Genomic DNA, 24,738 nt, shown 5'->3' on the forward strand with positions numbered 1-24,738 from the left:
ACCGACGAAAAAGTGTGCTGCCAAGGCGCTGTTCAATGCGGCCGGCAGCCTGGGCATCCGGCTCGAGGCTCCGCCCTGCGATGCCCATGAAGCGCGCGTCTCGTCGATAACCGATTACACCGACGCCCAGCGGCTCGGCAATGCCATGCGCCACAGCGGCGTCGAGGCATCCCGCTACGTCTCTGCGCGGGATCCCGCGCGCGGCCGCAACCTGGTGATGTTCGCGCCCGACACGTTCAGCGCCCCCTCCCCCCGCGACCTGCGCGGATGGCACTGCACCACGACGAGCGATCGCGTCATCTTCGTTGCCGCGCACTGCGACGATGGCCGGCAATTCGAGCGCGACCTCTTCGAGGTCGACGTCGGCCTTCCCGCCCCAGCCCCCTGATACCCGACCTACCCAAGCACCCGATCGAGCGGCTACCATGGCGCGCTAAACGGCATCCGGCAACGGCGGGCATTCCATTGAACAAGGCACGAGAAAAGACCGCCAGCAAGAGCGGCGGCGAACACACACCGATGATGCAGCAGTATCTGCGCATCAAGGCGGAACAACCTGAGCGCCTGCTTTTCTACCGCATGGGCGACTTCTACGAACTGTTCTACGAGGATGCGCGCAAGGCCGCCAAGCTGCTCAACCTGACCCTGACCGCGCGCGGTCAGTCGGCCGGCGAGCCGATCCCGATGGCGGGCGTGCCGGTGCATTCGGCCGAGCAGTATCTCGCACGCCTAGTACGTCTCGGCGAATCCGTCGCGATCTGCGAGCAGATCGGCGATCCGGCAACCAGCAAGGGGCCGGTCGAGCGCGAGGTGGTCCGCATCGTCACGCCGGGCACAGTGACCGACGACGCTCTGCTCGACGCCCACCAGGACAATTTGGTGGCCGCCGTTGTCCCCGGCGCGGCGGGCGGTTACGGCGTGGCCGCGCTCGATCTCGGCAGCGGCCGCTTCAGCGTCTGCGTGCCGCAGGACGACGAGGCGCTGCTGGGGGAACTGGAACGCCTGCACCCCGCCGAACTGCTGGTGCCCGAAGGCTTCGCGCCGCCCGGCGGCGACCGCCCCGGTCTCACCCGTTATCCGCCCTGGCACTTCGAATCGGCCACCGCCTTCGAACTGCTGACGCGGCAATTCGGCACCCGCGACCTCAGCGGCTTCGGCTGCGACGACCTGGGCGATGCGATCGGCGCCGCCGGCGCGCTGCTGCAATACGCCGGCGAAACCCAGCGCAGCGCCTTGCCGCACATCACCGGCCTGGTGGCCGAACGCCACGACGACGCCATCATTCTCGACGCCATCACCCGGCAGAACCTGGAACTCGAACGCAACCTGGGCGGCGGCGAAACGCATACGCTGGTCAGCGTGCTCGATCGCACCGCGACGCCCATGGGCAGCCGCTGCCTGCGGCGCTGGGTCAACCGTCCGCTGCGCGACGCCGCCGTGCTACAGGCCCGCTACCAGGCCATCGGCACACTGATCGAAAGCGGCGCATATGAATCCCTGCATGAAGTGCTGCGCGGCGTCGGCGACATCGAAAGAATCCTCGCACGCGTCGCCCTCAAATCCGCCCGCCCGCGAGACCTCGCGACCCTGCGTCGCGCACTGGATACGATGCCGACATTGCACGGGATACTCGCGCCGCTGGACGCGCCGCTGCTTGTCCAACTGGTCACGGCACTCGACACGCACCCGCAGGTCCGCGATCTGCTGCGTGACGCGCTGGTCGAAGAGCCGCCCGTACTGATCCGCGATGGCGGCGTCATGGCCGCCGGTTACGATGCCAAACTCGATGAACTCCGCGCGCTCTCGGAAAACGCGGATCGGTTTCTGGTCGACCTGGAAGTGCGCGAACGCGAGCGCTGCGGCATCCCCACCCTCAAGGTGGCGTATAACCGGGTGCATGGCTACTACATCGAGATCAGCAAGGCCCAGGCCGCCAAGGCGCCGGCGGACTACTCCCGGCGCCAAACCCTCAAGGGCGCCGAGCGCTACATCACGCCCGAGCTCAAGGCCTTCGAGGACAAGGTCCTATCAGCCCGAGAGCGCGCACTCGCGCGCGAAAAGGCGCTCTACGATGACCTGCTGGACCTGCTGGCGCCATCGCTCGACAGCCTGCGCGACGCCGCTGCCGCGCTCGCCGCGCTCGATGTGCTTTGCGCCCTGGCCGAACGTGCGCGCAGCCTGGACTACACCCCCCCAGAACTGACCGACACCCCGGTCCTGCGCATCGAGGGCGGGCGCCACCCCGTGGTCGAGCAGGTACTGAAGGAACCCTTCGTCCCCAACGATCTCGACCTTGGCGACGCTCGCCGGATGCTGATCATCACCGGCCCCAACATGGGCGGCAAATCCACCTATATGCGCCAGACCGCCTTGATCGTGCTGCTCGCCCACATCGGCAGCTATGTTCCGGCCCGCCGCGCCCTGATCGGACCCATCGACCGGATATTCACCCGCATCGGCGCGGCCGACGATCTGGCCTCGGGGCGTTCCACGTTCATGGTCGAGATGACCGAAGCGGCCAACATACTGAACAATGCCACCCCCGACAGTCTCGTGCTCATGGACGAGATCGGCCGCGGCACCAGCACCTTCGACGGCCTCTCCCTGGCCTGGGCTTGCGCCCAGCATCTGGCCGAACACAACCGCGCGTTCACGCTCTTCGCCACCCACTACTTCGAGCTGACCACGCTGCCCGAGGAATGTCCCGGCGTGGACAATGCCCATACCGAAGCCGTCGAGCACGGCGACCAGGTCATCTTCCTGCATCGCCTCAATCCGGGCCCGGCCAGTCAGAGCTATGGTCTGCAGGTCGCTCGCCTGGCGGGTGTCCCGCCGGCGGTGATCCAACGCGCCAGGCAACGCCTCGCAAGACTGGAGGATCAGGCCGCGGCGGTTACCGAAAATACACAGCAATACAGCCTGTTCTCCGCGCCGGCGCCCGATCCCATGGCCGATGCGCTTGTGCGTTCATTACGCGAGACCGACCCGGACACGCTGACGCCACGCCAAGCACTGGACCTGATGTACCGATTACGCGACATGATCGACGACATCCACGAAGCTTGATCCGAACGCCCCCGGTGGAACCTGCCGGGCCTATTAACCGCGCGCCACCTCCAGAGCGCAACGAAAGGGGGGCGGCTCATCGATGAGGCGCGACAATGCGAAGGCGGCCGCCGGCCGCATGTGCACTACCACCATTTCGATATTGGCAATACCGCAAAGCGCATGCACCGCAAGCAGCCAGCGGTAGTAAACCTCATCGATCAGCGGCACGTTCTTGAGATCGTAGATCAGACGGCAAGCGGCGCGTCTCTGAATATGTGCCAGCAACGGCTCGAGATAGGCGTCGGGATCGGCCGGGTCGAGCCCTTCGCCGGGCTCCAGCAGGATATTGCCCAGGCCGATCCGCGTCAGGTGCATGCCCGAAAGCGTCGGCGTCTCGCGACCGTCAGCCGCCGGCACCCGACACCTCGATGCCCATCTGCCTGAATGCGAGCTTGAGTCCCTCCGACAACGTCGAGCGCGTGGTGACGGCACCAAGGTCGATGTTCAGGCTGGTGATCGCGCGCGCGATATCCGGCCGAATACCGGTCAGAATCGCCGTCGCGCCCATCAACCCGATCGCCCGGATCATCTGTATAAGATGGTGCGACACTTGGGAATCGATCGCGACCACACCCGTTACGTCGATCACCACGACCTGCGCCCGATCCGATTCGATGCGCGAAAGCAGTTTTTCCATGACCACCATCGTCCGCGAGGAATCCAGACTACCGATCACCGGCAACGTCAACACACCGTCCCAGATCTCCGTGATCGGGGTGGCTGTTTGTCGCAATTCCTCCTGCTGTGCCTGGATGGTTTTTTCTTTTTCCTGCAAATACACATGAAACACGTCAAGAATGATGTCGTTGAATACATTCGACAACAAAAGTGAAATATCGCGGATCAACTGAATATCCAGCCCTTCCTCAGCCTCGAGATTCCCGAGAAATACACGCTGCAGAAACTGGATGTACCTGACGAACTCGTCAAGCGTACCGCCTCGCATCAATATCTGGCGTGAACAAACCGTAAAGAACTGCCTTAGCGCCTTGAACTCAACACCCTCGGGATCAATCTCATCGCCTGCCTGCAGCACCACGACAAACAGCTCGAGGAACTCGAGGCTGTAGTCGTTGATTTCATCCTTGGATAAAAGATTGACCTCACCGAAGATGTCGTTTCCCTGCGCCTCGATGATCGCCGATATCTTTCCCACATTCGTCATCAACTGCTCGATAAGGGCGCGGTTTACCGCCTTTCTTTTTGTTTTATCGGAATTCATGTTTTCGCTCCCGCTGCGACATGGGTTCTCTGACAATGAAAAGCGAGCGGTCGTCATTGCCCCTCGATACTACCTGCCCCAGAAAAAAAGCTATCATCTGGGGGTGCAATTCCCAAAGCCCGGGAAACGTCGATAGCAGCCAATTTCTGCGCATGCCATCCGAAGCGCTCATGCACAAGTCGCCCGGCCGCATTTCGGCAAACTGGATATCGGCACGCCGGTGTGCATGCCCGAGTATGCCAGACGCGAGTGGCATCTCCCGGCGGACATTACCGCGCAAATGGTAGGCCGCCAAGTCGCCCACACCGCAAACCGCGACAGTGCCGGCCGACGAGTCCCATTCGCCAACGATGCCGACAGCGCCGCGTCCGCCGTGAAGATGATGGCCGATCTCGCGCAGCAGTACATCGAGGGACTCGCCCGACAGCAGCATTCGGCGTACGGGCGCCACGGCCTCGGCGGCGGCTTTGCCGTGACCCAACCCATCCAGATGCATCCAGCGCACGCGTTCCCGCAGCGGTTGCACATGCAGGCAATCGCCGTTGTAGCAATCGTCCTGATAAGCCCGCAGATACTGCCCGATATCCGACGCCCATTCGGACGCAGGCGCATCGTCCAGATGAAAACGCGCCCACACCGCCATGCCATGCCAGCCGGTCGCGGCGGATTCACGTACGGACTGGGTATAAAACGCACTATCGTCCGACAGCCGACGGACCGCCCCCAGACCCTTCCCCATGGTACCGGCAGTGGTGTAACCGTCCCGCTCGGCCAAAGCCAGATCGTTCACGCCTGGGCCGTAATCGAGCACGAATAGATCAAGCCCCCTGGGTTCATCCGATTCCCACAACTGGATGACACCCGTGCCTGTCGCGAATTTGAGCTGATTCGACGTCGTCTCATTGCATACGAGTTCCATGCGCTCCCGCGATGCGCTCGAAAACCCCATGCGCCTCGCCACCGCTCGCAGCCGTGAGCGCAACAGCACCTGATCACTTTCATCCTTGATCAGTTGTTCCACCAGCAACTTCACTCGGCGTGCTCCGAAACGGCCACACAGACACGTCCGCGCCCCTGGCGCTTCGCCTCGTATAACGCCGCATCGGCGCGCCCGATCAATGATTCGTGGCTGTCGGATGGCAACAGGCAGGCGATTCCGATGCTGACCCTGCCCAGCATCCCTGTGAGGATACTTTCAGCGATGCGGCGCGCGGTCTCCACACCGGCAAACACCATGATCGCGAACTCGTCCCCGCCCATACGGCAAGGGATATCGACATGCGATCTGACGTGTTCACGCATCACCTGCGCCATGCGCTTGAGGTATTCATCGCCATATTGATGGCCATTTTCATCATTGATCTGTTTGAAATAATCCAGATCCAGCATGATCAGGCAAAGCGGTTCCTGCTGACGTGCGCAGCGCGTGACCGCTTCCATCAGGCGATCGTCGTAAGCCCCTCGATTGTACAGTCCAGTCAGACTATCGGTTGCCGCTGCGCGAAGCGATGCCTGTAATTCCGCTTTTTTGCTCTCAAGTCTCGCTTCGAGTTCGGCAAACTCGGCGGCGGCACGCACCTTGGCATGTTCAAGCTCCATTTCAATCTGACGATTTCGGCGAACCAAGAGATCCGGATCGGTGGATTCGCTGGCCAGGCGAAGCTGTTCACTCAGAATCTTCAGCTGCTGCGTATCCGGCACCGGATCCAGCCTGCAAATCGAGACTCGCTTGCCGTTCCATTCGCAATACAGTGTTGCCTCGATGACCAGGAGCGAAATCTCCAGCCGCGCACCCACATGGCGATAGTCTTCACGCAGCCTGGGCATGAGATTCACCAGTATGGATGCGCTGGAAAACGCACTGGCGCCAAATGCCTCAACGGCCTCGAATACGAATCGTGCAAACCGGTAACGATCCGACTCGGCGACGATGGCCAACCTCAGCAAGGCGGTCATGAAAGGTATCGGGCCTCATGGGTGGGCGGACAGCATACTTATAGTCCACCCCGTACCGTCTTGCCGACAGCCAGGAAAACACGCGGTCGGACTCGCACGGGCTTAAGAATAGATTTAATATTGCGCCATTGGGCAGTCCGCCTGACGCAACACGCGCACGGCGGTACTTAGCATACTCTGAATCTGGAGAGCATCATGACGTTCGTCGTCACGGAAAACTGCATCAAATGCAAATACACCGACTGCGTGGAGGTTTGCCCGGTCGACTGTTTCCACGAGGGTCCCAACTTTCTCGTGATCGACCCGGACGAATGCATCGACTGCACGCTCTGCGAGCCTGAATGTCCAGCCGAAGCGATCTATCCCGAAGATGATCTCCCCGATGGTCAGGAACAATTCCTGGAACTCAACGCGGAACTATCCCGTAGCTGGCCTGTGTTAACGACACGCAAGGAAGCGCCGGCTGACGCCGAAGAATGGGACGGAAAACCCGACAAGCTGCAGTATCTGGAACGCTGACAAGCGCCGGCGGCCCCTCACGACGCAAAGGGGCGGGGGACTGTTGGGAAGCCGCCCCGCCCCTTTGCTTTCAGGTCAGCCCCCGCTCAGTCCAACTGATCGTGGTCGACCGTACCGACATCCTCACCGGCCATCTGGCGCTTCACGAACCCCACATCCTGCGCGTTCAAGGCGAAGGGGAAAGAGCGGATATCCGTGGGACTGGAATCGCCATAAGGCCGGTTGCACGCCGAGATTTCCTCGTCGGTCTTACCTGGGCAACCTGAGGTCTGGAAAGGCTTGCCCGATGCGATCAGGGCTTCAAGCTCGTCCTCGCCCATGCCGAAATCGATAATCTGCCCTTGCTCGTTGAAGCGCATGTCATCGATACGGCCACCAGCATAGTCGATGATGAAACGACCCAGCTGCACACGGCGCCACTGATCCTTCGGCACCGCAGGCCAGTCCTCCATCAAAGACCCCTGCTCGGGAAAGAAGGCGAACATGTGGTTGTGACCGCCCATGTCGCGCATCTTCTGGCAGATTGCCATCATTTCCTGCTCGGTCTCACCCATGCCGGCGATCAGGTGCGCACCAAACTTTTCAGGTCCGAAAATTTCGGCCGCCCATTCAATGGCCTGCCAGTACTTGTCCCAACGGTGCGGGCTGTCCACCGTCTTGCCACGCGTACGCTCGAAAATCTCCGGCGTAACCGCATCGAGCGCCACAGTGAAGATATCAGCCCCCTCATCCCGCAACGTGACCAGATCCTCGTACTTCATCGTCGTCGGATTGGAAAGAATCGAGACGGGGATGTGCGGAACCGCCTTCATCCACTTGCGCAGCAGCAAGAGCGTGTCATGATCGGAATTCGGGTGCGTAATCATTGAAATGCACATCCGCTCGAACTGACCCTTGTCGGCATTCGCCTTGACCCGTTCGATCACCTCATCGTAACCCACCGTCGGCCAGTCGACACGAATGAAATTGCGGTCGGCATAATCACGCGACTCTTCGCGATGCCGGGCAAGACCGCAATAACTGCAGTTCGCCCGGCATCCTTCCGGATAGGTGACCAGCAGGTTCAGACAGTGGGTACAGGATGTCCGGTGCATGCTGCCAGGCACCAACCCGAGCGTGATGGCCGCAGCGGTCGAAAGCTGCACGTATTCAGGAGAACGCATCTCCGGTGTTTTCACATGATAATCCGGGCGATAGAAATTCACCGGAATCGTCAGGGTTTCCGCGCTCGCACTCATTTACAATCCTCCAAAATATTCACATCCCATGAGCGGCGGCCCCGATTTGACCGCACGTTCCGTTTTACTTGCCTTGCCCGACACGGATTACCACGAACCCGTTAGGCTTCTACCGATGAAAAATATTCCGAAAACGCTATCCAGCCTTTACGCATGGTGTCATCGCTTTGCGCAGCCTGGGTACGCCATTGACGATTCAGGTAGGCACGCCGAGCCACGGCGCGCTCGATCGTCGCCTCGAACTGATCACGCACATCTTCTTCATAATCGTCGAAGGCGTCGTCCGCTCCACTCACAAAGGCGCCAGCGCACTCTCCTGCACGCTCGCCAGACACCACTGCCGCGGAGATACCGCCGCCCGTGATCGGATGCGTTAAGCCGGCGGCATCGCCCACGAACAGGCAGCGCTGGTGGACCAGCCGCTCACGCAAGCCCCCCACGGGAATCGCGCCGCCAGTGCGATAATAAATCTCCTCGCCGACCAGACCCGCGGCAACAAGTTGTCGATGCAGCGATTCGAGCGGCTTTTTCAGGTCGTCCTCGAAACGCCTGTCGGCGCCCAAACCCAGATTGGCCCTGTTTCCCTTGGGGAACAGCCACGCATACCCTCCGGGGTATTCGTCGGACAGCCAGATATCCGTATCCGCATATTGCGTCAGCAATGGCACCGTATACTGCCTGGTGTTCACGGTTGCCAGCGCGGGCAGGCCCAAGAGCTTCGCCACGGTCGAGTGCGGCCCATCGGCGGCGATCAGCACATCGTAGGAGACCGACTCCGTACCGTCCGCGTGACGCAACAGCGCCACACGTGCGGTCGGGTCCAGACGCTCGATCCGCGTCTGTACGCGCAGACGTGCACCCGCCTGTTCCGCCTGCTCGGCAATCGCCTGATCGAAACGCGCACGGTTGATCATGAAGCCAGGGAAATCCGATTGATGCGCTTCGCCGGATGGCAGTATGCTCTTCATGCCGCTGATGCGCTGATACAACACCTGATCCGCACGCGTGTAGGCGCCCATCGGCGTCGGCACAAACTCGGCGCATTGCACCGGCTCGCCGATCGACCGATTGCGCTCGATACCCAGCACCTCCAGGCCGGCCTCGGCCGCCTTGCGGGCAGCGGAAGCGCCCCCCGGCCCAAGCCCGACCACCAGTACCTGCACATGCGACATCAGTGTTCCCCCGGTGCCGCAACCGACTGCAAGGGTGTCTCATCGACAGCCAGCCGTATCAGCTTGATAAAATCTCCGGGCGTCAGGCGTAGCATCTGCGTCTGGGTGCCGGCAAAAAAACCATTGACGTTATCTTCCAGTGCCGTGATCGGCGTATCCTTCAGCGCCGCCTCGAGATCCAGCACCAGGCGGTTGGGACTGACGAAGAAATCGCCCGTGATCCACACCTGCTTGAGGTGGTTGCGTGAGCGATCAACCGCGACGCAAGCGCGCATAAGACCGCCTTCCGAGCGATAAACCGACTCCAGCATCGGCGCTTCGTCAATGGGCCGGTTATGCTGAAAAACCCATTCAGGAGAATCGATCTCCGCGAGCGCGTCGGCATATGCGCCCTGCTCGCAGACATTCATTTCAGACGCACTTTCGAAACGCACGCCGAATTCTTGCGCAAAGGCTTCCGTCATGGCCTGCTGTACGCGAGACATCGACGGCGCGCTACCGAGGAGCTCGCCCAGATTCACGACACGCTCGCGTGCGGAGGAAATGGCCTTGTCCGAAAGTTTCTCCGCAGGGATACGTAGCACCTTGAGCATTTTTTCGACGTCGAATTCGATCAGCAGAGTCCCCTGATACAAAATCGAATCCCCATCAAAAGCGCCGCCCGTGCCGGAAATTTTTCGACCGTCTACTTCTATATCATTGCGGGGTCGGAAATGCGCATCGACGCCCAGGCTCGAAATCCCGCTCGCTGCTGCCGTGCATATTCGCGATGCGATGGCTCCCATGTCGGCCGTACCCAACGTGCGTTTATCGAGATAAAGCTCCCATCCCAATTGCGTCTCGTCAAAATACAGCGCACCACCGCCGGTAAGGCGACGTTGGATGTCGATGTCCTGCGCCTGGCAGTAGTCGATGCGCAATTCCTGTTCCACATTCTGATGAAACCCGACGAGAGCCGATGGCGTAAATCTCAGAAATCGCAGAGTATGGGGAGATTTCCCCGCCTGGTGACAACTCAACAATGCCTGATTGATGGCGAAATTCTCCGCCGGGCGGCGCAGTCCGGTATCGATCACGCGCCAGGCTGCACCAGCGCGGACGCTCACGTCGAGCAGCACCCGGCAGCCGCGGCGTCGCTGCCCTGCTCGGCAACGATGCGGATACCGTTGAGGCCGTGACTGGCCATTTTGGCCATCCGCCGACGGTCACGCTCCTGCGCTATGATGGCGTCAAGATCGATATCGAGTCCTGAATCCACGCCTTCGATTGCCATAACCTCGTCCCCCACTGCGATCGAGCAGCAGGCTGGCGTAACCTTGACTTGGCGGTCCAATCGCGCGGCGAGTTCAACCGTACCGTCGGAAGGATGGGCAATGCCGTTCAGCCCCGCCATCACGGCATAGGTATCGATCTGCAACTTCGTCATGCCCGGCGGTCTCGCGCAACCCAGCAGCAGCGGAGTCTCCGGCAGCGCTTGTCGTGCATCCATGAAGAAACGACCGACCGCATGCGCATCCGGCGTCGCGAATGGGCGGCTTTCCGGAGCATAGAAAGGCATGACGACAACCAACACGACGGCGTCGGGCAGATGACGACGAATCATTTCCAAGGCGTTCCACTCGCCTAGCAGACGACCGTAATGCAGGCCGATGACGATATGCGGCACCACCTTCATGTTGGTCGCAACCAGATGTTCCAGTGTCTGCTCGAAATCATCGACACTGCGGCGCAGGTGGTAGACCTGCGTGATGGTGTCCTGCGAACCGATCACATCCATCATTGCAGCATCGATACCGGCTTGCTCCATGCTCAATGCGATATCCGCATCGACCAGCGCGGTATGCATGGCAATCTTGAAATCCGGAAACTCGTCTTTGATTCGGCGGATGGTGCCGTAGTATCGATCGTACTCGACTTGATTCTGATGGTTGGAGCCTCCGGTCAGCAGCATTCCCTGCGCACCATCTTCGATAATACCATTGACCACACGCCACAGATCTTCCGGCGTCCGCGCCGGCAGCATCGGCTCAAGTATCTTGGCCTTGCAGTGATCGCACTGCAGCTTGCAATCGCCGCCCGTGATCGACACCGCCGGCCATGCGCTCTTGCCGCAATCCTTCAGTTCCGAGGTCTGGAAAGCCTTGAACGTGGGCGTGTAGAAATTGATGCCTCGACTGGCACCCAAACCCGCACCGCCCCAGGACTGCTCTAGTTTGCCGACGAGCGACTCGTCGACCGGGACGTCCTCAAGGGGTTCAACGTGACGCAAACGATCAAGCCAATCGGACATGCCGCACAACCTCTTCATGGGGAGCCGATAGACGGTTCCGGAACCTGCGCCAACGGCGGGTGTCGGCCGGTCGGCCGATCGGACCCCACCGTCGATAAGGGGTACGTTCTCGACTGTTCCCCGAAGCGCCTCGCAGCGCCTCGGGGAACAGTCCACGCTACGACATCAGCAACCGCCGAACCCGTCTGCTTCCATCTTGGCCTCGAAAGCGGCAAGCGCATCTGCACCCGTGGTCAGGTCGGCGCTATCGCCAGACCAGTCGGCAGGCTTGATCTTGACCAGCCAACCTTCGCCATAGGGATCTTCGTTGATCAGCCCGGGCTGAGCAGAAACCGCGTCGTTGATCGCAATCACTTCGCCGGCAACCGGTGCCTTGGCCGGCCCCACCCACTTGCCGGACTCCACCGTGGCGCAGGACTTGTCCTTCTTGACGTCCTTGCCCACTTTTTTCGGGGTATAGGAGACAATCTGGCCCGCCAGCGAGCAGGCGTAGGAAGTCAGGCCGACGGTGGCAGAACCATCACTCTCCTGGCGCACCCACACATTGTTATCCACGCTGTACATCAGATCTTCCGGAATGTTGCAACCGCGCACCGCGCCCATGGAATTCCTCCTAAGTTTCGTATGTCAAAAGGCCCGACTGTCCAATAGTTGAGCCGGAATCGTGGTCAAAATGTGATCACATTGTCACTACGCAACACCAAATCCGCCAGCACGCTGGCCCTGGAGACATGATCCACTTCCTCGATCAGATCATTATCCTCATCGATTTTATAACCCGGCAAAGCAGGCTGGCAAACGTGCAGTGTCACGCCTGCCCTTTTGGCGTCGCGGATAAAATCGATGATTTTTTTCCCATCTTCCATTGCCGCAAATGACTCCGCCACGCCGCGCTGCATCAAACGAACGCCTTCCATGGTGAAAAAGACGTGCACCTCCACATCCATGGAGGCCATGATCGCCCCCAGGTAGAAAGGCGTAGCGCATCTCTGCGGCGTAGACGGACCGCTGGTCATCACGATAACGACGGTTTTCTCGTCGTTGTCGAGGTAATGGTCCACGTCGGCAGACACGCTCACCTCACCTTCCGCTGGCAGTGGATATCCTCGTCGCGTGCTCGCCGGCAATAGCCTTCATGGGCCTCGTCGCCGGTCAGGAATGCCTCCAACGCCGCATCCACCCCCGCACTCGCCTCGACGCGCGCTATCCAGGCATTGTAGGGATCGCTATTGAGCAGAACCGGGTTTTCGAGCACCTCGATATTCCCCTCCAGGATCACGCAGTGAATGAAATTGGGAATGGGGCCAGCCCATTTGCCGCTTTCAATCGTGGCGACAGGTTTGCCCGGTTCTCGAATCGTGCCAGGGCGTCTGACCCTGACATGCAGAATTTTGCCGGCGATGGTCTGGGAAATATCCGTCATGCCCACCGTCAACGAATCGTCGTGCTCGCGACGCAGCCAAATCTGGTATTCCGAGTCGTAATAGAGCTCGGAATGGAATTCGCAACCGTTGCACTCCATAAAACGCGCTGTCCGCTTGCTGGACGGATCGAACGAACCATCCGCCATAAAAAACGAAACAAGGGCGGGATCACCCCGCCCTTGTCATCCGGCGCAGTCAGATCACGCCCTTTTCCTTGAGGTAACCCACCGAGTCACTGATATTCTCGTGGATGCCGAGTTTGCGCGGCGACAAGCCCAGCGCCAACCCCAGCAACTGGGTGAAGTACAGAACCTTGACGTTGGTCTTGATCCCGAACTCGGTTTCCGCCCTGATCTGGTGCATTTCCAAACCCGAGTGGCAGGTTGGGCATTCCGTCGCGATCACCTCCGCGCCGGCATCCTCAGCCGCCTGAATGATGTTGAGCACCAGTTGGGTCGATGTATCGGAATCGGACAGGGTATGTGCACCGCCGCAGCAAGCCGTTTTCAGGGGGAAATCCACGTTGACGGCACCGGCCGCGCCCAGGAGGTCATCCATGAAATGCGGTTTGTAGCTCGACTCCGAACCGGGCCCCTGATCCTTCTCCGGGAAGATCTGGCGCGGACGGACATACATGCAGCCGTAGTAGTTGGCGATCTTGATACCGTTCAGGCTCTTGCTGATACGCTGCTTGATGCCCTCGGTGCCCAGTTCTTCCATGAGCCACTCGAGCAGATGCAATGTACGCACATCGCCTTTATAGACCGGGTCGTCCGCCTTGCGGGCGAGATCCTGCACGGTCTCCATCGCCTTTTCGGAGGTCGCAGTCTCGTATTCGGCTTTCTTCAGGTTATGGTAGCAACCGTTGCAGGGCGCCATCACGGCGTCGAGTCCCATCTGCTCACTGGCAATGGCCATATTGCGCGCGGACAGGTACGTCTGCAGCATCGGGTGAATATTCTTCACCTCCATGGCGCCGCAACAGTTGTAGTCCTTCAGGTTCTCCATTTCCAAGCCGAGCGCTTTGACCAAGGCGCGCGTTGACTTGTCGTAAGGTCCGCCGGATCCCTCCAGCGCACATCCGGGGTAATACGCAACCTTACCCATGTGCGGCCTCCTTCTGTTCCTGAACGTATGCCTTCAAGACCTCGCCCGTCTTACCCCAGGACTTGGTACGCGGCTTGGCAATGAAATTAAGCCCCATCTTGGCCATCTGCGCGATCGGCAGGTATTTCATCATTCGTTTCCCGAAAACGACCAGCCAGTCCTGCATCAGAGGCTGATTGGTTTTCTTGAAGAACCCCATCATGACACTGGCGTCTTCGATACGGCCAGTATGGTAAATCTCTTCCCAGAAGGTCTCGTCAAAGTGCGTCGAGGGAGTTTTTTCCGTGATGGACTGTTCTTCCATCCAGTGTGCCAGGGCTTTCATCACGCCTTCCGGCCGGACGTCCTTCGGGCAGATATTCGTGCACTTGTTGCAGGAAACGCACTGCCAGATGATGTCCTTGTCCTTGATGATTTCGTCCTTCAGCCCAAGGCGGGTGAGATAGATCCAATAGCGCGGATTGAACTGTACGTTCTGCGCGTACATCGTGCATGAGTTCGTGCAGGACCCGCACTGCCAGCAGCGATGTACATTCTCACCGCCCGCATATTTCTGTATCACTGCCTCGAAATCATCATCGTAGTCGCGGAGATATCGCGGGGTAATCATTGTATTCCACGAACCGGAAACGTCGACTCCGTCGACCACGAGCTTTTCTTCGGAAAGAATGCGCTCCGGTTCAATCAGTGATTTTTCATGAATCGCCATTATGCTCTCCGTAATAATCACACTAGCCAGTGACTAATGCAGCGTCGGCTCCCCGGCTTTGCCAATACCACGCCCCGTGGCCGGATCCACCCCTAGCAGCTTGATCAGCAGTTCGAGGGGGTGATGACTCTGGCCAAACTCGGCCTGAACCATACCCAATCCGCTAGACATCGCCTTCACGTAATCCGAATAGGCTTGCGCCAGCAACAAATCGATCAACATCGGTACATCGCGGTAAAAACCCGCTTCGGCCAGCATTTCTGCGAACCAGACCCTGGCACCTTCGAAGGTCTCCGCACGATTGTCGATGGGTATTTCCGGCAATCCGTCGTTGCCACGAATGAATTCGCGCAACGCGCCGCTCGCCGTTGCTTCGTCCCAAACCCAGCGGGTCATCAGCGGCATACCCTCAGGGTCGCGAAAATGCAGAATTTCAGCCGCAAGATCGCGCATCGCACGTCGTTCCTTCTTCATCTCCTCGGGCACCAACGACACGAACCCGAGCAGGCGGTCCTGCAGCGACTTATCGCCATAAACCAGATCGACCACGCCATCGCCAAGCGCTTGCGCGCCGATGGCAGCATGGATAGCGCCCAACTTTCGCCTCACCTGAAATACCGCAGCATACACGGCATCCAGTGTCTCCTGCGTAAGGCTCCAGCCGCTCGGGCGCTTCGCTGGGAAGGCCGCCCCGAACAAAAGGCATTTCGCGTTCAGTGATTCGATCAGGTTTTCCACGCCGCCGACGTCTTTCGACTGCTCCAGCAAGGCATTCAGCTTGCTTTCCGCAATCGATCGATCGAAATCAACGGCCAGCTCGGCGGGGACGATGGCGTCATCGCCCCCGCTTTGCTGCGCTGTGGCGTCAGCCTGCTTTTTGTACCAGAGCATTGAGGTCTGCCACCGCGCGCGAGCCTGCAGCCGCACCCTGCGAAATCGAATCGTCGATCGTCTCCGGCCCATAGGCCGCGCCGGCTGCGTAGATGCCGCGTCGAGTCGTGCCGCACGTGTTGGTGTAGTGCTCGGCACGCTCGATGAAGCCGTGCTTCTCGAGTGCGACGCCGAAAACGGAGGCGAGCTCGGGGTTCTCTTCGTTCGGGTCCATACCGATGGCGTGCACCACGATGTCGAAGGGAATGATGATCGGGCGCTTGACCAGCGTATCTTCGCCCTTGACCAGCAGGCGTCCGTCACCCGAAGCGGTCACTTCCGCAATACGGGCCTTCACGAACTTGGTCTTGAACTCTTCCTGCGATTTCCAGTAGAACTTGTCCTCGTACAGACCGAACGTACGAATGTCCATGTAGTAGATGAACACGTCGGTCTGCGGAGACAGCTCCTTGATCTCCATGGCCAGATTCGCCGAAACGGTGCAGCAGATCTTGGAGCACCACTCGCGGCCGATCTGGCGATCACGCGAACCGACGCAGAGCAGAATCGCAACACGCTCTGGCACACGGCCATCGGAAGGACATGCGATCTTGCCGGCCGACACCATCTGCTCCATCTGCGTCGTGGTCAGCACGTCCTCGAAGGTACCAAAACCCCATTCCGGCTTGTTGATCGAATCGAAGTGAGTGAATCCGGTCGCCAGAACCACCGCGCCGGCCTCAACCTTCTCGCCATTGCTCAGCGTCGCCGTGAAGCTACCCGGCTCACCGTCGAACTGGGTCACCTTCGCGCCCTTGTGCACGGTGATCGCCGCATCCTCTTCGACACGACTCACCATCCGACCGATGGCATCCTTCGCCCACTCGCCGGAGGGCACCAGCTTGGCATAACCGGAGAGGATGGGCGCGCCGCCCAGGATGTCCTCTTTTTCGACCAGTACGGCTTTGTATCCGGCCGCGCTCACCGTTGCAGCAGCGGACAGGCCAGCCGGACCCGCCCCCACTATCAGCACTGAATCCTGCATTACGCCTGTCCTCCGTATGCCAGCTCAGGGTTATAGAGATATTCGATGTTGCCCTTTTCGACTTCTTTCAGATATTCCTGGAAATTCTTCTTTGCTTCGGACCAGGAAATACCCATCTTCTCCACCAGGTCCTCGCAGGGCGAGGCATGCCACTGCAGTTGGACGATCTTGAACGGATCGGCGCCGCAGGCAAGCGCGGCGAACTGCACATCCGCCACGATCGGGATCGAGAAATTCTGGTCGTGCGCCTTGCCGATCCACTGGTTCTTGTCCATGGTCGTCACGCAGCCGGTATCGTTGGCCAGCATCACGTCGGCGTTCGCCTCCTCACGAGCTACGCGGATCTTGCGGTCCATCGTGAACGAGCGAGTGAATTCACGTTCGGAAATAATGTGCCGGAAACCGAAGCCGCAGCAGTCGTACCAGGTCGAGTAGTCGATCACCTGCGCACCGAGTGCCTGCGCCACCGAAGTGATGATCGCGGTACGGTTGCCACCCAGCACCTCGGGATCGTACACCGCATCCTCGTGCACCATCTTGTAATAGTGACAGGCCACGTGGGCGGTCGCGCGGATGTTGGAAACGTCGATCTTCTGAAGCTCGGACGCAATACGGTTACGCATCACGTGCACCCACTCGGAGTAGTGCACGATCTCTTCGGGGATCACCAGCTTACCGTCGACCAGACGCCCCAGCTTGCCGAGAATTTTGGTGACCTTCTCGCGCAGCTCGGCGGATTCGATCAGGTACTTGCGGATCTCCTTGTAGTTACCGAAGGATGTGCCGCAGTGGACCAGCGGGTAAAAGTGGCCCAGCTCATGTCCGTGCTGTTTTCCCGACACATAGGCCTGATGGAAGTTGCGCAGGAACACCGCGGCCAACGACTCCACGTTGCCGATGCCCGAACCGTGATAGTTCCAAGCCGTGCACGAGGTCTGGTCAGTCTCGTCGAGGTAATCCTTACCGGGAACAAAACCGAACTCGTTCATGAACCACAGCAGCGAGGTCGGATAGCCGGGAATATTGCCGCATTGGCCGCACGACTTGTGGTGCCACAGCTGCTTGGTGGGCACCTTCTTCTCCCAGCCAAAGAGCGTCCTGACAGCCATCGGCTCGTGTTCATCCGTGATGCGATGGATGATGATCTCGCCTTCCTTCTCCAGCTCGTACATATGCTCGCGCACATCGTCCATGCGCTCGCCAAGGTCCACCGTACGACGATCGACGTGCTTGCGCACCCAGTCCGTGGCGCGCACGGCCTCCTCGCGAGAGAGGTTGGTTTCCTGGAAGAAGGAACCGTGTCCGGCGATGCCGGTATCGGGGCTGCCATTCTGATCAGTTGGTTTCATAGCGACTCTCCTTGAATGAGGTCTGTCCGGCCCCTCGCCGCCATCGGCGGCCGCGGGGCCGGACGTGTATCAATCGTCGTCTTCCTGCTCCTCGAGCCATTCGTCGTACTCTTCGCGCTTCTCATCGATGAAGTCCTCGATGACGTCGAAGAGGTTCTCGTCCATCAGCTCAAGCGATTTCAGGACGCCGGTCATCTCCCAGATGGTGTACATCTCGACGGACGTCTTCAGGGAGACTTCCCACGCGGTTTCGACGGTTTGCAGCGTCTTCACGGGGATGGCCTTGCGCAGAACCGTCAGGTCGCCCTCGACCTTCTGGATGTTCGGACCCCAGTCGGGGAAATGGTCGGGCTGAATCATGTCGGGCGACAGCTGGTTACCCGTGGTGATCAGCTTGAGCATGACGCGACCGAAGGGACGCAGGACGTCCTTGGCGGACTGCATCTCATGCTTGATGGCCACTTCGCGCATGATCGCGACCAGCCCGCCCGGGGAGTTCTTGAAGGGGCAGCGCGCGGCGCAGGTCATGCACTGGGCACAGGCCCAAATCTTTTCCTGCATGGCGTCATAGATCTGCTCGACATTCTCGGTCCAAAGCAGCTGGACGATCTCGCGGGGGCTGTAGTCATAAAAATGAGCCGCCGGGCAGGTCGCGGTGCATATCCCGCAGTTCAGACACCCGTTGAGTTCGTTGTCGTACCTGAAATCTCCACGAATATCATCGTAGATTTGCTGCATCTCAGCATATGTCGCCATACAAGCACCTCACTTACGAATTATAGGCCAGCATCCTCACTGCAACATCGCTTGCCCGATCATCTGCCCTTCCGCCTGAGGACGGAACGTCTCTTCTGGTGACAACGGGCGCGTACGGACGGTTCCTTCTCTCACTCACTCAAATCGATACCGTCTCGGGCGGAGACAGGCGATGACCCGCCGACATCCAGCCCATGACGCCGGCGCGAAGATTGTAAACTTCGGCTCCGTGCCGCTGCGCGACGAAGGCGCAGGCCTGCGCGGAACGCGCACCGCTTTGACAGTAGAACACCAGGCGCGCGTCTCCGTCGCGCATCAACTCATCCAGCTTGACCGGCACCAGATGCAAAGGCATCAGCCGCGCACCCTCAATGATCCCGCGCGACATCTCGGCCGGCGTACGCACATCCACCAGACAGACGGACTCACCAGCCTCCATCCACTGCTTCAAGGTGCCGGCATCGACCTCATGAAATCCATACATGTCGCGGCGCTCCACCAGGGAATTAAGAATATTACCACATTCTGCTTATGTGGCCAGACGCAGGTCAAGACCCGCGCCCGTTGGGATTGTCGCTTATTAGAATCTGGTGTTACTCTAGATCAGTTTAGACATGACGGCAACGATGGCGCGAGCCAAGCGCCGCGCCGATTCCCAACGATCCCACTATGCAGGAGTCGAGGCATTGGACAAGAGCAGCTTTCGCGAAAACACCCGCTATGCCATCGCCATGAAGGACGAGAGCGGCAAACTTCGCCCCGCCAACATCTACGTCTACAAGCTCCATGACGACTTCATGGTCGCGCGATTCACCGACAAATCCGGCACGCTGCACAAGATCGCGTACGCCGACGTGACCAAGATCGTCAAAACCGTCGAAGTCGAGCCCCGCGCGCGCTTCTTCGTGCCGGACATCCTGCTCTCCGCCAAAACCTGGCAGGGCCGCACGTCGATGCAGGCTTACGGCTCCAGCCCCCGCGTCGGCAAGTGACCCTTGGTGGCGCGGCCCTCACGGTCGCGCCACCGGCCCCGGCGCAACCGACCACGTGGCCGCATCACGCCAAAGCCCATCTTTGCTGAAGCGCTGGCTGGCCTTCCTGGCCACCATTCCGCTCCTCCTTCCCTGCACCCTAGCCGACGCAGACCCTCTTTTTCCCGAACTGCCCACCCTCGGCGAAACGTCAAGCCGAAGCCTCACCATCGAACAGGAGCGCCGTCTCGGTCACGAGGCCCTGAACGAGATCCGCCAAAAACTCCCGTTACTGCAGGATCCGATCACCCAAGCCTACCTGGACGGGCTCGGCGCCCGACTACTCGCCAACGCGCGCCACGTACGCTTCGACTTCCGTTTCCTCATCATCGACGACCCTGCCATCAATGCCTTCGCCGCGCCCGGCGGCATCATCGCGATCAATACCGGCCTCATCAAGGCGACGCGCAACGAATCGGAACTGGCGGCCGTCATCGCGCATGAGATCGCCCACGTCACACAGCGCCACCTCGCCCGCAGCCTTGAACACGGTCAACAATTTGGCGTGCCATCGCTGCTGGTCGCTCTCGGCGCGATCCTGGCAGGCATACACGACCCCGCCCTCGGCCAGGCAGCGCTCGCCTCCACCGTGGCCGGCAACGCCCAGCGCCAGCTGAATTTCTCGCGCGCAAATGAACGCGAAGCGGACGATGTCGGCATGCGCATTCTCGCCGAGAGCGGCCTGGACCCAGCGGCCATGGCGCATTTCTTCGCCACGCTGTCGCGAAGCAGTCACACGGACGAGGGCAAATTGCCAGCGCTGCTGCTCACCCACCCGGCGACCGGAGAAAGGATCGCCGAAAGCGCTGCGCGTGCCGCACAGTATGGCGGGCGCTACCGTGACGACAGCCTGCGGTTCGCGCTTTTCAAGGCGCGCATCAGCGCTCTGACCACGCCGCCGGATCTTTTGATCGAAGCCTACGCGGACACGCCGCCGCACGCCACGGATGCCGCAACCCGCTACCGCACGGCGATCGCCATGCTCCGGGCCGGCCAGACGCCCACCGCCCTGATGCTGCTGAGAGCACTCCATCGGGCGTATCCGAATGACACCATGCTAACCGTCACCCTCGCCGACGCGCTTTCGTCGGCTGGCCGCGGCAGCGAAGCGATCACGCTACTCCGGCGCCTCGACGAGCTGTACCCCGAGCAGACGCTGGTGGTCACCAGCCTGGCCAATGCAATGCTGTCATCCGGGGATGCGGACGAAGCTTACGCCCTGCTTGCCAGACACACGCGCTACGGGCACGACCAGGCCACCACGCTACACCTACTCGCGCGCGCCGCGGCAGCCGCCGGCCACCCTGCGACCAGCCATGAGGCGCTGGCGCGCTATTACGCAAAAATCGGCGACTTCGCAGCCGCCAAACAACAGATCGAAATCACCCTGCAGCAAAACACCATCGACGAGACGGCGCGCGCGCGGCTACTCGCCGAGAAGGCGCGTATCGAACAGGCGGCGCGCCTGGCAGCCATGGAATAAACCCACAGCATGCGACATCTTTATCCTTGAAGAGAGCATCGTCGGAGCCAGCAGACAGGGCTCGCGGAAGGTGGCCTTCCTTGCTTTGCGAGGTGTTCAGGATATAGTTATAACGATGCGGACACATCAGGCTCGGCAACTCACGACACATGTGGCCCTGCATGCAACGATATCCGATAACGCCGTTACATTAAGACACAAGGCACAAAACGAAGGAGGCTGACAAATGCGGTACCCCGCGAAACTCATCTCGACTATGGCCTCGGCGGCCGTGTTGACTGGAAGCTTGTACGCTCTACCCGGTACCGCGAGTGCCAGCGAGCCCACGGCAGCCGATATTGCCCAGGGCAAGGCGCTGGCTTTCAACCGCTCGGAAGGCAACTGCCTTGCCTGCCACGCGATCAAAGGCGGCAACATGCCGGGTGATATCGGCCCGCCACTGGTCGCCATGAAGGCCCGCTTCCCGGATCGGGAAAAATTGTTCGCTCAGATCTGGGATCCGCGCCACAACAATCCGCAGACGGCGATGCCCCCCTTCGGCGCCAACCACATCCTGACGAAAGAGCAGATCAACAAGATCGTCGATTTCCTATACACCTTGTAACGAGAAACGGAGCATCACGCATGAACATGAAACGCCGAGTTTTCCTCAGGGGCACGTTTACCGCGAGCGCGATCGGCGTGGCGGTCGGGGCCGGTCTGCTGACGCCGCAGACGGTCTTGGCCGCCTGGCCCAAGGACGCATTCCGCACCAAGGACATGAAGGAAGCCATGAAGATCATCGACGGCACCGATGCCGTCGAGAGCGGGCATGTCACCGTGCACGCGCCCGATATCGCCGAGAACGGCGCCGTCGTGCCGGTCACGATCTCCTCAGACCTCAAGGGCGCCAAGACCGTATCGATCTTTACGCCCGACAACCCCTACCCGCTGAATTCAAGCTATGAGCTCATGGGTGCCATGCCTTATGTTTCCACCCGAATCAAATTGGCCAAGACCATGAAGGTGATGGGTGTGGTGCGCTCTGCAGACGGCAAGCTGTACAGCGCCAGCAAGGAAGTCAAGGTCACCATCGGTGGCTGCGGCGGCTGAACCAGCCATATCCAATTCAAGAGGGAACGACCAACATGCCTAGCAATACCATCCGAATCCGCGCGAAAATCAGCGGCGGCGTCACCGACGTCAAGAGCCTGATCAGCCATCCGATGACGACCGGGCTGCAAAAAGACAAGAAGACCGGCAAGGTAATTCCGGCGCATTTCATCGAACAGGTCACCGCCGAGCTCGACGGCAAGCAGGTTTTTGTCGCGAACTGGAGCATCGGTATCTCGACCAACCCCTTCCTGTCTTTCAAGGTTGAAGGCGGCAAGCCGGGGGAAACCCTCAAGCTGAGCTGGGTCGACAACAAGGGCGAGTCCGACTCGACCACGACCAAACTGTCCTGAAGGCTGTAAGGCGGTCGTGACGCAAGAAGGGGTGGCCGAACAGGCCACCCCTTCTTGTTTTTAGGGCACGCATGGCAAAGCTACCGCCAACACAACAACCGCATGCCGCGCATTTGCCAGCCCCCTGGTGAAGCCCCAGCAGGCTTCTAGAAATAGTGCTCGACTTGCAGCGAATAGCGGTCGCTGCCGTAGGTATAGATGCTAAACGTCGAATGCGCGTGGGTATGCTGATATTCGCCCACCAGATACCACCCGCTCGACAAACGATATTGCGCGCCCAGTGATTCCAGGTACCTATCGTCCACCCGCCGCTTGCTGACCAGATTTCCACCCTGGAGCGTGATGTCGGGTGAACCGTAACGGCTGTGCTGATAACTCGCGTGCGCGAAAATCTTGACCTTCCCCGATACCGGCCAGCTTGCGCGCAGATAGACCTCCTGGCGCGTCGGAGAGGCGCTGTAAAACTGGTTGCCGATTGTCAGATCTGAGCGGTTGTTGAGTTCCAACTCGTACCCGAGACGCAGCTTGAGCTGCCCCGGCGTCCAACGTGCCTGCGCACCCAACTGCTGCTGCCCCCCGGACAGATAGCCATAGGTCGCCAGCCCGGTAATCCTGCTATAACGGTAGCGCAGGCGAACCCGCCAATCCTCGCCGAGCGGATGCCACGCCCGAAATTCCAGTGAGTTGAACTGCTCGAATGCGCTGCCATGCAGATAGCTGTAATTGAGATAGGCAGCCGCCTCGGTCGCCCAGCCCGACATCGGCTGGCGGTAAGCCAAGCCCAATCTAGCAAGGGTCTGGTTATAGGCGCTCAGCGAGGAATAGCTGACATGGTAGACCGTACCGATGAGCCGCAGCCCATGGTCCGGCGTCCCCTGCAGCTGGCCGATAGCGCCGGCGAGCAGCTGCACGAAATTCGAACCTTGCCCCGCTGCGGTAATCAGATTGGAGCGCGACAACAACGAAACGTTGTTGTCGTAACCGCCGCCCAGATTGGCAAAACCCACCCAGCGTGGGGCCGGGCTGGCCGCCGTCGGATTCAGACGCTGGATCTGCTCGTAGGCCAGGGCCCTGATCTTGTCGGAACCCTCCGAGGCAGTTGCCCGCTTGAATGCCGCCATGGCTTGACGCTTTCGGTGCTCGGCGAGGGCTATCAGGCCAAGGTTGTAATGGGCTAGCGCCGCAAGTGCCGGCTCGCGGCTCAGTGCCTCGAATTCGCGGGCAGCCTCGCGGTAGCGCCCGAGTTTGAAATAGGTGGAACCCAGGTCGTAACGCAGGTTGGTGCTATCGATTCCCGAAGCCCGCGCCTTGAGAAAAGCCGATAGCGCGGCTTCGTAATCGCCTGCGCGAAAAGCCGTGACTCCCCTTCCGAAGGCGTCCATGCCTGGCGAGGCCTGGGCGACACCCGCAGATAATGCGAGGCATGTCGCCATGGCGATTGGCGCGAGCTTGAACCCCGGTCGCATCAAACACTCCCTGTGCAAGACGAAAAGGCACCGACTACCGGGCGCCTTTTCGCGATCGATTGTTCATCCGTGTTTAGACTAAGCGCTAGCGACCTTCAACTCAATCGGTATCGAGCTCCCTGTCTTGCGGAGCCTGGGCGCTTTGCTGAGCCTGATTCATCAGTTCTTGGGTCTGGTTGTGATTTTCCATCGCGCCCGCTTCCTGCCCGGCGCCCTGCCCAGAGAATTCCGGCGGCTCCGGCGCTTCGCCGACATCCGCGTGCCCTTCGCTTCCCTGGCGCTCGCCTTCCACATGAGCCAAGGCTCTGCGCGCGTCACTGCGACCCGCAGGCATCTCGATTTCATGTTCGATGACATCCCGCACGTCCTGCCCCGGGGCCACCACGCTGATGGTCACATCGAGCCCGTCGTCGGCCAGAACGGGTAATGGCAATGCCATGGCGAGGCAGAACGATGCGCCCGCCAACAGGATCAACAGGCCTTTACTTTCACTATGGCTTTTTATGATTGAAATTCGATTCGACATTATCCCACACCCATTCGCCCGG

At 60.2% G+C, this 24,738-nt stretch carries 28 protein-coding genes; 8 read left to right on the top strand and 20 right to left on the bottom strand.

Translation table 11 applies throughout. The features are described from left to right. The first annotated feature begins 55 nt into the window (after nucleotides 1–55). Together THPRO_RS06130 and mutS are read left to right on the top strand one after the other, a co-directional pair. The gene (locus THPRO_RS06130; RefSeq protein WP_269085351.1) at nucleotides 56–388 is read left to right on the top strand and encodes an RES domain-containing protein; all 333 of its coding nucleotides are present in this window, start codon (nucleotides 56–58) and stop codon (nucleotides 386–388) included. A 131-nt stretch (nucleotides 389–519) separates the two neighbouring features. Further along, a complete protein-coding gene (gene mutS / locus THPRO_RS06135) occupies nucleotides 520–3,066 on the top strand; it encodes a DNA mismatch repair protein MutS (RefSeq protein ID WP_065089402.1) in 2,547 nt (848 codons plus the stop codon). A gap of 33 nt (nucleotides 3,067–3,099) precedes the next feature. On the opposite strand, the gene THPRO_RS06140 is transcribed toward mutS, so the two are convergent. The 4 genes from THPRO_RS06140 to THPRO_RS06155 are packed head-to-tail and all read right to left on the bottom strand — an operon-like array spanning nucleotide 3,100 to nucleotide 6,286. Beyond that, the gene (locus THPRO_RS06140) at nucleotides 3,100–3,465 is read right to left on the bottom strand and encodes a hypothetical protein (protein WP_236717258.1); all 366 of its coding nucleotides are present in this window, start codon (nucleotides 3,463–3,465) and stop codon (nucleotides 3,100–3,102) included. Continuing rightward, nucleotides 3,452–4,330 (bottom strand): STAS domain-containing protein, encoded by an 879-nt coding sequence (locus THPRO_RS06145; RefSeq protein WP_038088447.1) that lies wholly within the window; start codon nucleotides 4,328–4,330, stop codon nucleotides 3,452–3,454. The genes THPRO_RS06140 and THPRO_RS06145 overlap by 14 nt, the downstream gene beginning before the upstream one ends. After that, entirely contained in the window at nucleotides 4,317–5,363 is a 1,047-nt protein-coding gene (locus THPRO_RS06150; RefSeq protein WP_236717259.1) for an ATP-binding protein, read from the bottom strand. The genes THPRO_RS06145 and THPRO_RS06150 overlap by 14 nt, the downstream gene beginning before the upstream one ends. Next, nucleotides 5,360–6,286 carry a GGDEF domain-containing protein gene (locus THPRO_RS06155; protein WP_065089360.1) on the bottom strand — a complete coding sequence of 309 codons (927 nt, stop codon included), beginning with the start codon at nucleotides 6,284–6,286 and terminating at the stop codon, nucleotides 5,360–5,362. The genes THPRO_RS06150 and THPRO_RS06155 overlap by 4 nt, the downstream gene beginning before the upstream one ends. Before the next feature lie 195 nt (nucleotides 6,287–6,481). Here THPRO_RS06155 and fdxA point away from each other — a divergent pair, with 195 nt between their 5' ends. Next, nucleotides 6,482–6,805, top strand: a complete 324-nt coding sequence (fdxA, locus tag THPRO_RS06160; protein ID WP_038088450.1) for a ferredoxin FdxA — start codon at nucleotides 6,482–6,484, stop codon at nucleotides 6,803–6,805. 86 nt (nucleotides 6,806–6,891) lie between these two features. Here the strand turns inward: fdxA and THPRO_RS06165 are convergent, their stop codons facing one another. The 14 genes from THPRO_RS06165 to THPRO_RS06230 all read right to left on the bottom strand — a co-directional run bounded on the left by THPRO_RS06165 (nucleotide 6,892) and on the right by THPRO_RS06230 (nucleotide 19,249). Beyond that, on the bottom strand, nucleotides 6,892–8,043 hold the full coding sequence (locus THPRO_RS06165; RefSeq protein WP_038088453.1) for a radical SAM protein: 1,152 nt from the start codon (nucleotides 8,041–8,043) through the stop codon (nucleotides 6,892–6,894). Between the two features lie 101 nt (nucleotides 8,044–8,144). Continuing rightward, nucleotides 8,145–9,215, bottom strand: coding sequence for a geranylgeranyl reductase family protein (locus tag THPRO_RS06170; RefSeq protein WP_038088455.1), 1,071 nt, complete (start codon nucleotides 9,213–9,215; stop codon nucleotides 8,145–8,147). After that, nucleotides 9,215–10,321: a lipoate--protein ligase family protein gene (locus tag THPRO_RS06175; protein WP_038088701.1), complete on the bottom strand. Its 1,107-nt coding sequence runs from the start codon at nucleotides 10,319–10,321 to the stop codon at nucleotides 9,215–9,217. The genes THPRO_RS06170 and THPRO_RS06175 overlap by 1 nt, the downstream gene beginning before the upstream one ends. Then, nucleotides 10,318–11,505, bottom strand: coding sequence for a radical SAM protein (locus THPRO_RS06180; protein WP_038088457.1), 1,188 nt, complete (start codon nucleotides 11,503–11,505; stop codon nucleotides 10,318–10,320). Before THPRO_RS06180 ends, THPRO_RS06175 begins: the two co-directional genes overlap by 4 nt. 165 nt (nucleotides 11,506–11,670) lie before the next feature. Further along, nucleotides 11,671–12,108, bottom strand: a complete 438-nt coding sequence (gcvH, locus tag THPRO_RS06185; protein WP_082954476.1) for a glycine cleavage system protein GcvH — start codon at nucleotides 12,106–12,108, stop codon at nucleotides 11,671–11,673. Between the two features lie 65 nt (nucleotides 12,109–12,173). Then, nucleotides 12,174–12,578 (bottom strand): DsrE family protein, encoded by a 405-nt coding sequence (locus THPRO_RS06190; RefSeq protein WP_065089361.1) that lies wholly within the window; start codon nucleotides 12,576–12,578, stop codon nucleotides 12,174–12,176. A 2-nt stretch (nucleotides 12,579–12,580) separates the two neighbouring features. Continuing rightward, entirely contained in the window at nucleotides 12,581–13,027 is a 447-nt protein-coding gene (locus THPRO_RS06195) for a glycine cleavage system protein H (protein WP_038088703.1), read from the bottom strand. Nucleotides 13,028–13,124: 97 nt separating this feature from the next. Further along, nucleotides 13,125–14,036, bottom strand: coding sequence for a CoB--CoM heterodisulfide reductase iron-sulfur subunit B family protein (locus THPRO_RS06200; protein WP_038088460.1), 912 nt, complete (start codon nucleotides 14,034–14,036; stop codon nucleotides 13,125–13,127). Beyond that, nucleotides 14,029–14,745: a 4Fe-4S dicluster domain-containing protein gene (locus tag THPRO_RS06205; protein WP_038088461.1), complete on the bottom strand. Its 717-nt coding sequence runs from the start codon at nucleotides 14,743–14,745 to the stop codon at nucleotides 14,029–14,031. Before THPRO_RS06205 ends, THPRO_RS06200 begins: the two co-directional genes overlap by 8 nt. Before the next feature lie 33 nt (nucleotides 14,746–14,778). Then, the gene (locus tag THPRO_RS06210; protein WP_038088704.1) at nucleotides 14,779–15,636 is read right to left on the bottom strand and encodes a hypothetical protein; all 858 of its coding nucleotides are present in this window, start codon (nucleotides 15,634–15,636) and stop codon (nucleotides 14,779–14,781) included. Then, nucleotides 15,611–16,639, bottom strand: a complete 1,029-nt coding sequence (locus tag THPRO_RS06215) for a CoB--CoM heterodisulfide reductase iron-sulfur subunit A family protein (RefSeq protein WP_038088705.1) — start codon at nucleotides 16,637–16,639, stop codon at nucleotides 15,611–15,613. Before THPRO_RS06215 ends, THPRO_RS06210 begins: the two co-directional genes overlap by 26 nt. Before the next feature lie 20 nt (nucleotides 16,640–16,659). Further along, nucleotides 16,660–18,009, bottom strand: coding sequence for a heterodisulfide reductase-related iron-sulfur binding cluster (locus THPRO_RS06220; protein ID WP_038088462.1), 1,350 nt, complete (start codon nucleotides 18,007–18,009; stop codon nucleotides 16,660–16,662). A 69-nt stretch (nucleotides 18,010–18,078) separates the two neighbouring features. Next, nucleotides 18,079–18,747 (bottom strand): 4Fe-4S dicluster domain-containing protein, encoded by a 669-nt coding sequence (locus THPRO_RS06225; RefSeq protein ID WP_038088706.1) that lies wholly within the window; start codon nucleotides 18,745–18,747, stop codon nucleotides 18,079–18,081. Nucleotides 18,748–18,904: 157 nt separating this feature from the next. After that, on the bottom strand, nucleotides 18,905–19,249 hold the full coding sequence (locus THPRO_RS06230; RefSeq protein ID WP_038088707.1) for a rhodanese-like domain-containing protein: 345 nt from the start codon (nucleotides 19,247–19,249) through the stop codon (nucleotides 18,905–18,907). A 130-nt stretch (nucleotides 19,250–19,379) separates the two neighbouring features. Between THPRO_RS06230 and THPRO_RS06235 the strand changes: the two genes are divergently transcribed. The 5 genes from THPRO_RS06235 (at nucleotide 19,380) to soxZ (ending at nucleotide 22,724) form a co-directional block, all read left to right on the top strand. Next, nucleotides 19,380–19,757 carry a hypothetical protein gene (locus tag THPRO_RS06235; RefSeq protein WP_236717261.1) on the top strand — a complete coding sequence of 126 codons (378 nt, stop codon included), beginning with the start codon at nucleotides 19,380–19,382 and terminating at the stop codon, nucleotides 19,755–19,757. A 55-nt stretch (nucleotides 19,758–19,812) separates the two neighbouring features. Then, nucleotides 19,813–21,279 (top strand): beta-barrel assembly-enhancing protease, encoded by a 1,467-nt coding sequence (locus THPRO_RS06240; protein WP_082954477.1) that lies wholly within the window; start codon nucleotides 19,813–19,815, stop codon nucleotides 21,277–21,279. 226 nt (nucleotides 21,280–21,505) lie between these two features. Then, nucleotides 21,506–21,883: a sulfur oxidation c-type cytochrome SoxX gene (gene soxX, locus THPRO_RS06245; protein ID WP_082954478.1), complete on the top strand. Its 378-nt coding sequence runs from the start codon at nucleotides 21,506–21,508 to the stop codon at nucleotides 21,881–21,883. Between the two features lie 20 nt (nucleotides 21,884–21,903). After that, on the top strand, nucleotides 21,904–22,371 hold the full coding sequence (gene soxY, locus THPRO_RS06250) for a thiosulfate oxidation carrier protein SoxY (RefSeq protein WP_038088468.1): 468 nt from the start codon (nucleotides 21,904–21,906) through the stop codon (nucleotides 22,369–22,371). Between the two features lie 35 nt (nucleotides 22,372–22,406). After that, a complete protein-coding gene (soxZ, locus tag THPRO_RS06255) occupies nucleotides 22,407–22,724 on the top strand; it encodes a thiosulfate oxidation carrier complex protein SoxZ (protein ID WP_038088471.1) in 318 nt (105 codons plus the stop codon). Nucleotides 22,725–22,870: 146 nt separating this feature from the next. On the opposite strand, the gene THPRO_RS06260 is transcribed toward soxZ, so the two are convergent. After that, the gene (locus THPRO_RS06260; protein WP_145930709.1) at nucleotides 22,871–24,190 is read right to left on the bottom strand and encodes a tetratricopeptide repeat protein; all 1,320 of its coding nucleotides are present in this window, start codon (nucleotides 24,188–24,190) and stop codon (nucleotides 22,871–22,873) included. 100 nt (nucleotides 24,191–24,290) lie between these two features. Next, entirely contained in the window at nucleotides 24,291–24,716 is a 426-nt protein-coding gene (locus THPRO_RS06265; protein WP_038088483.1) for a hypothetical protein, read from the bottom strand. Nucleotides 24,717–24,738: the final 22 nt, after the last annotated feature.

It is taken from the genome of Acidihalobacter prosperus, from assembly GCF_000754095.2.
Taxonomy (GTDB): domain Bacteria; phylum Pseudomonadota; class Gammaproteobacteria; order DSM-5130; family Acidihalobacteraceae; genus Acidihalobacter; species Acidihalobacter prosperus.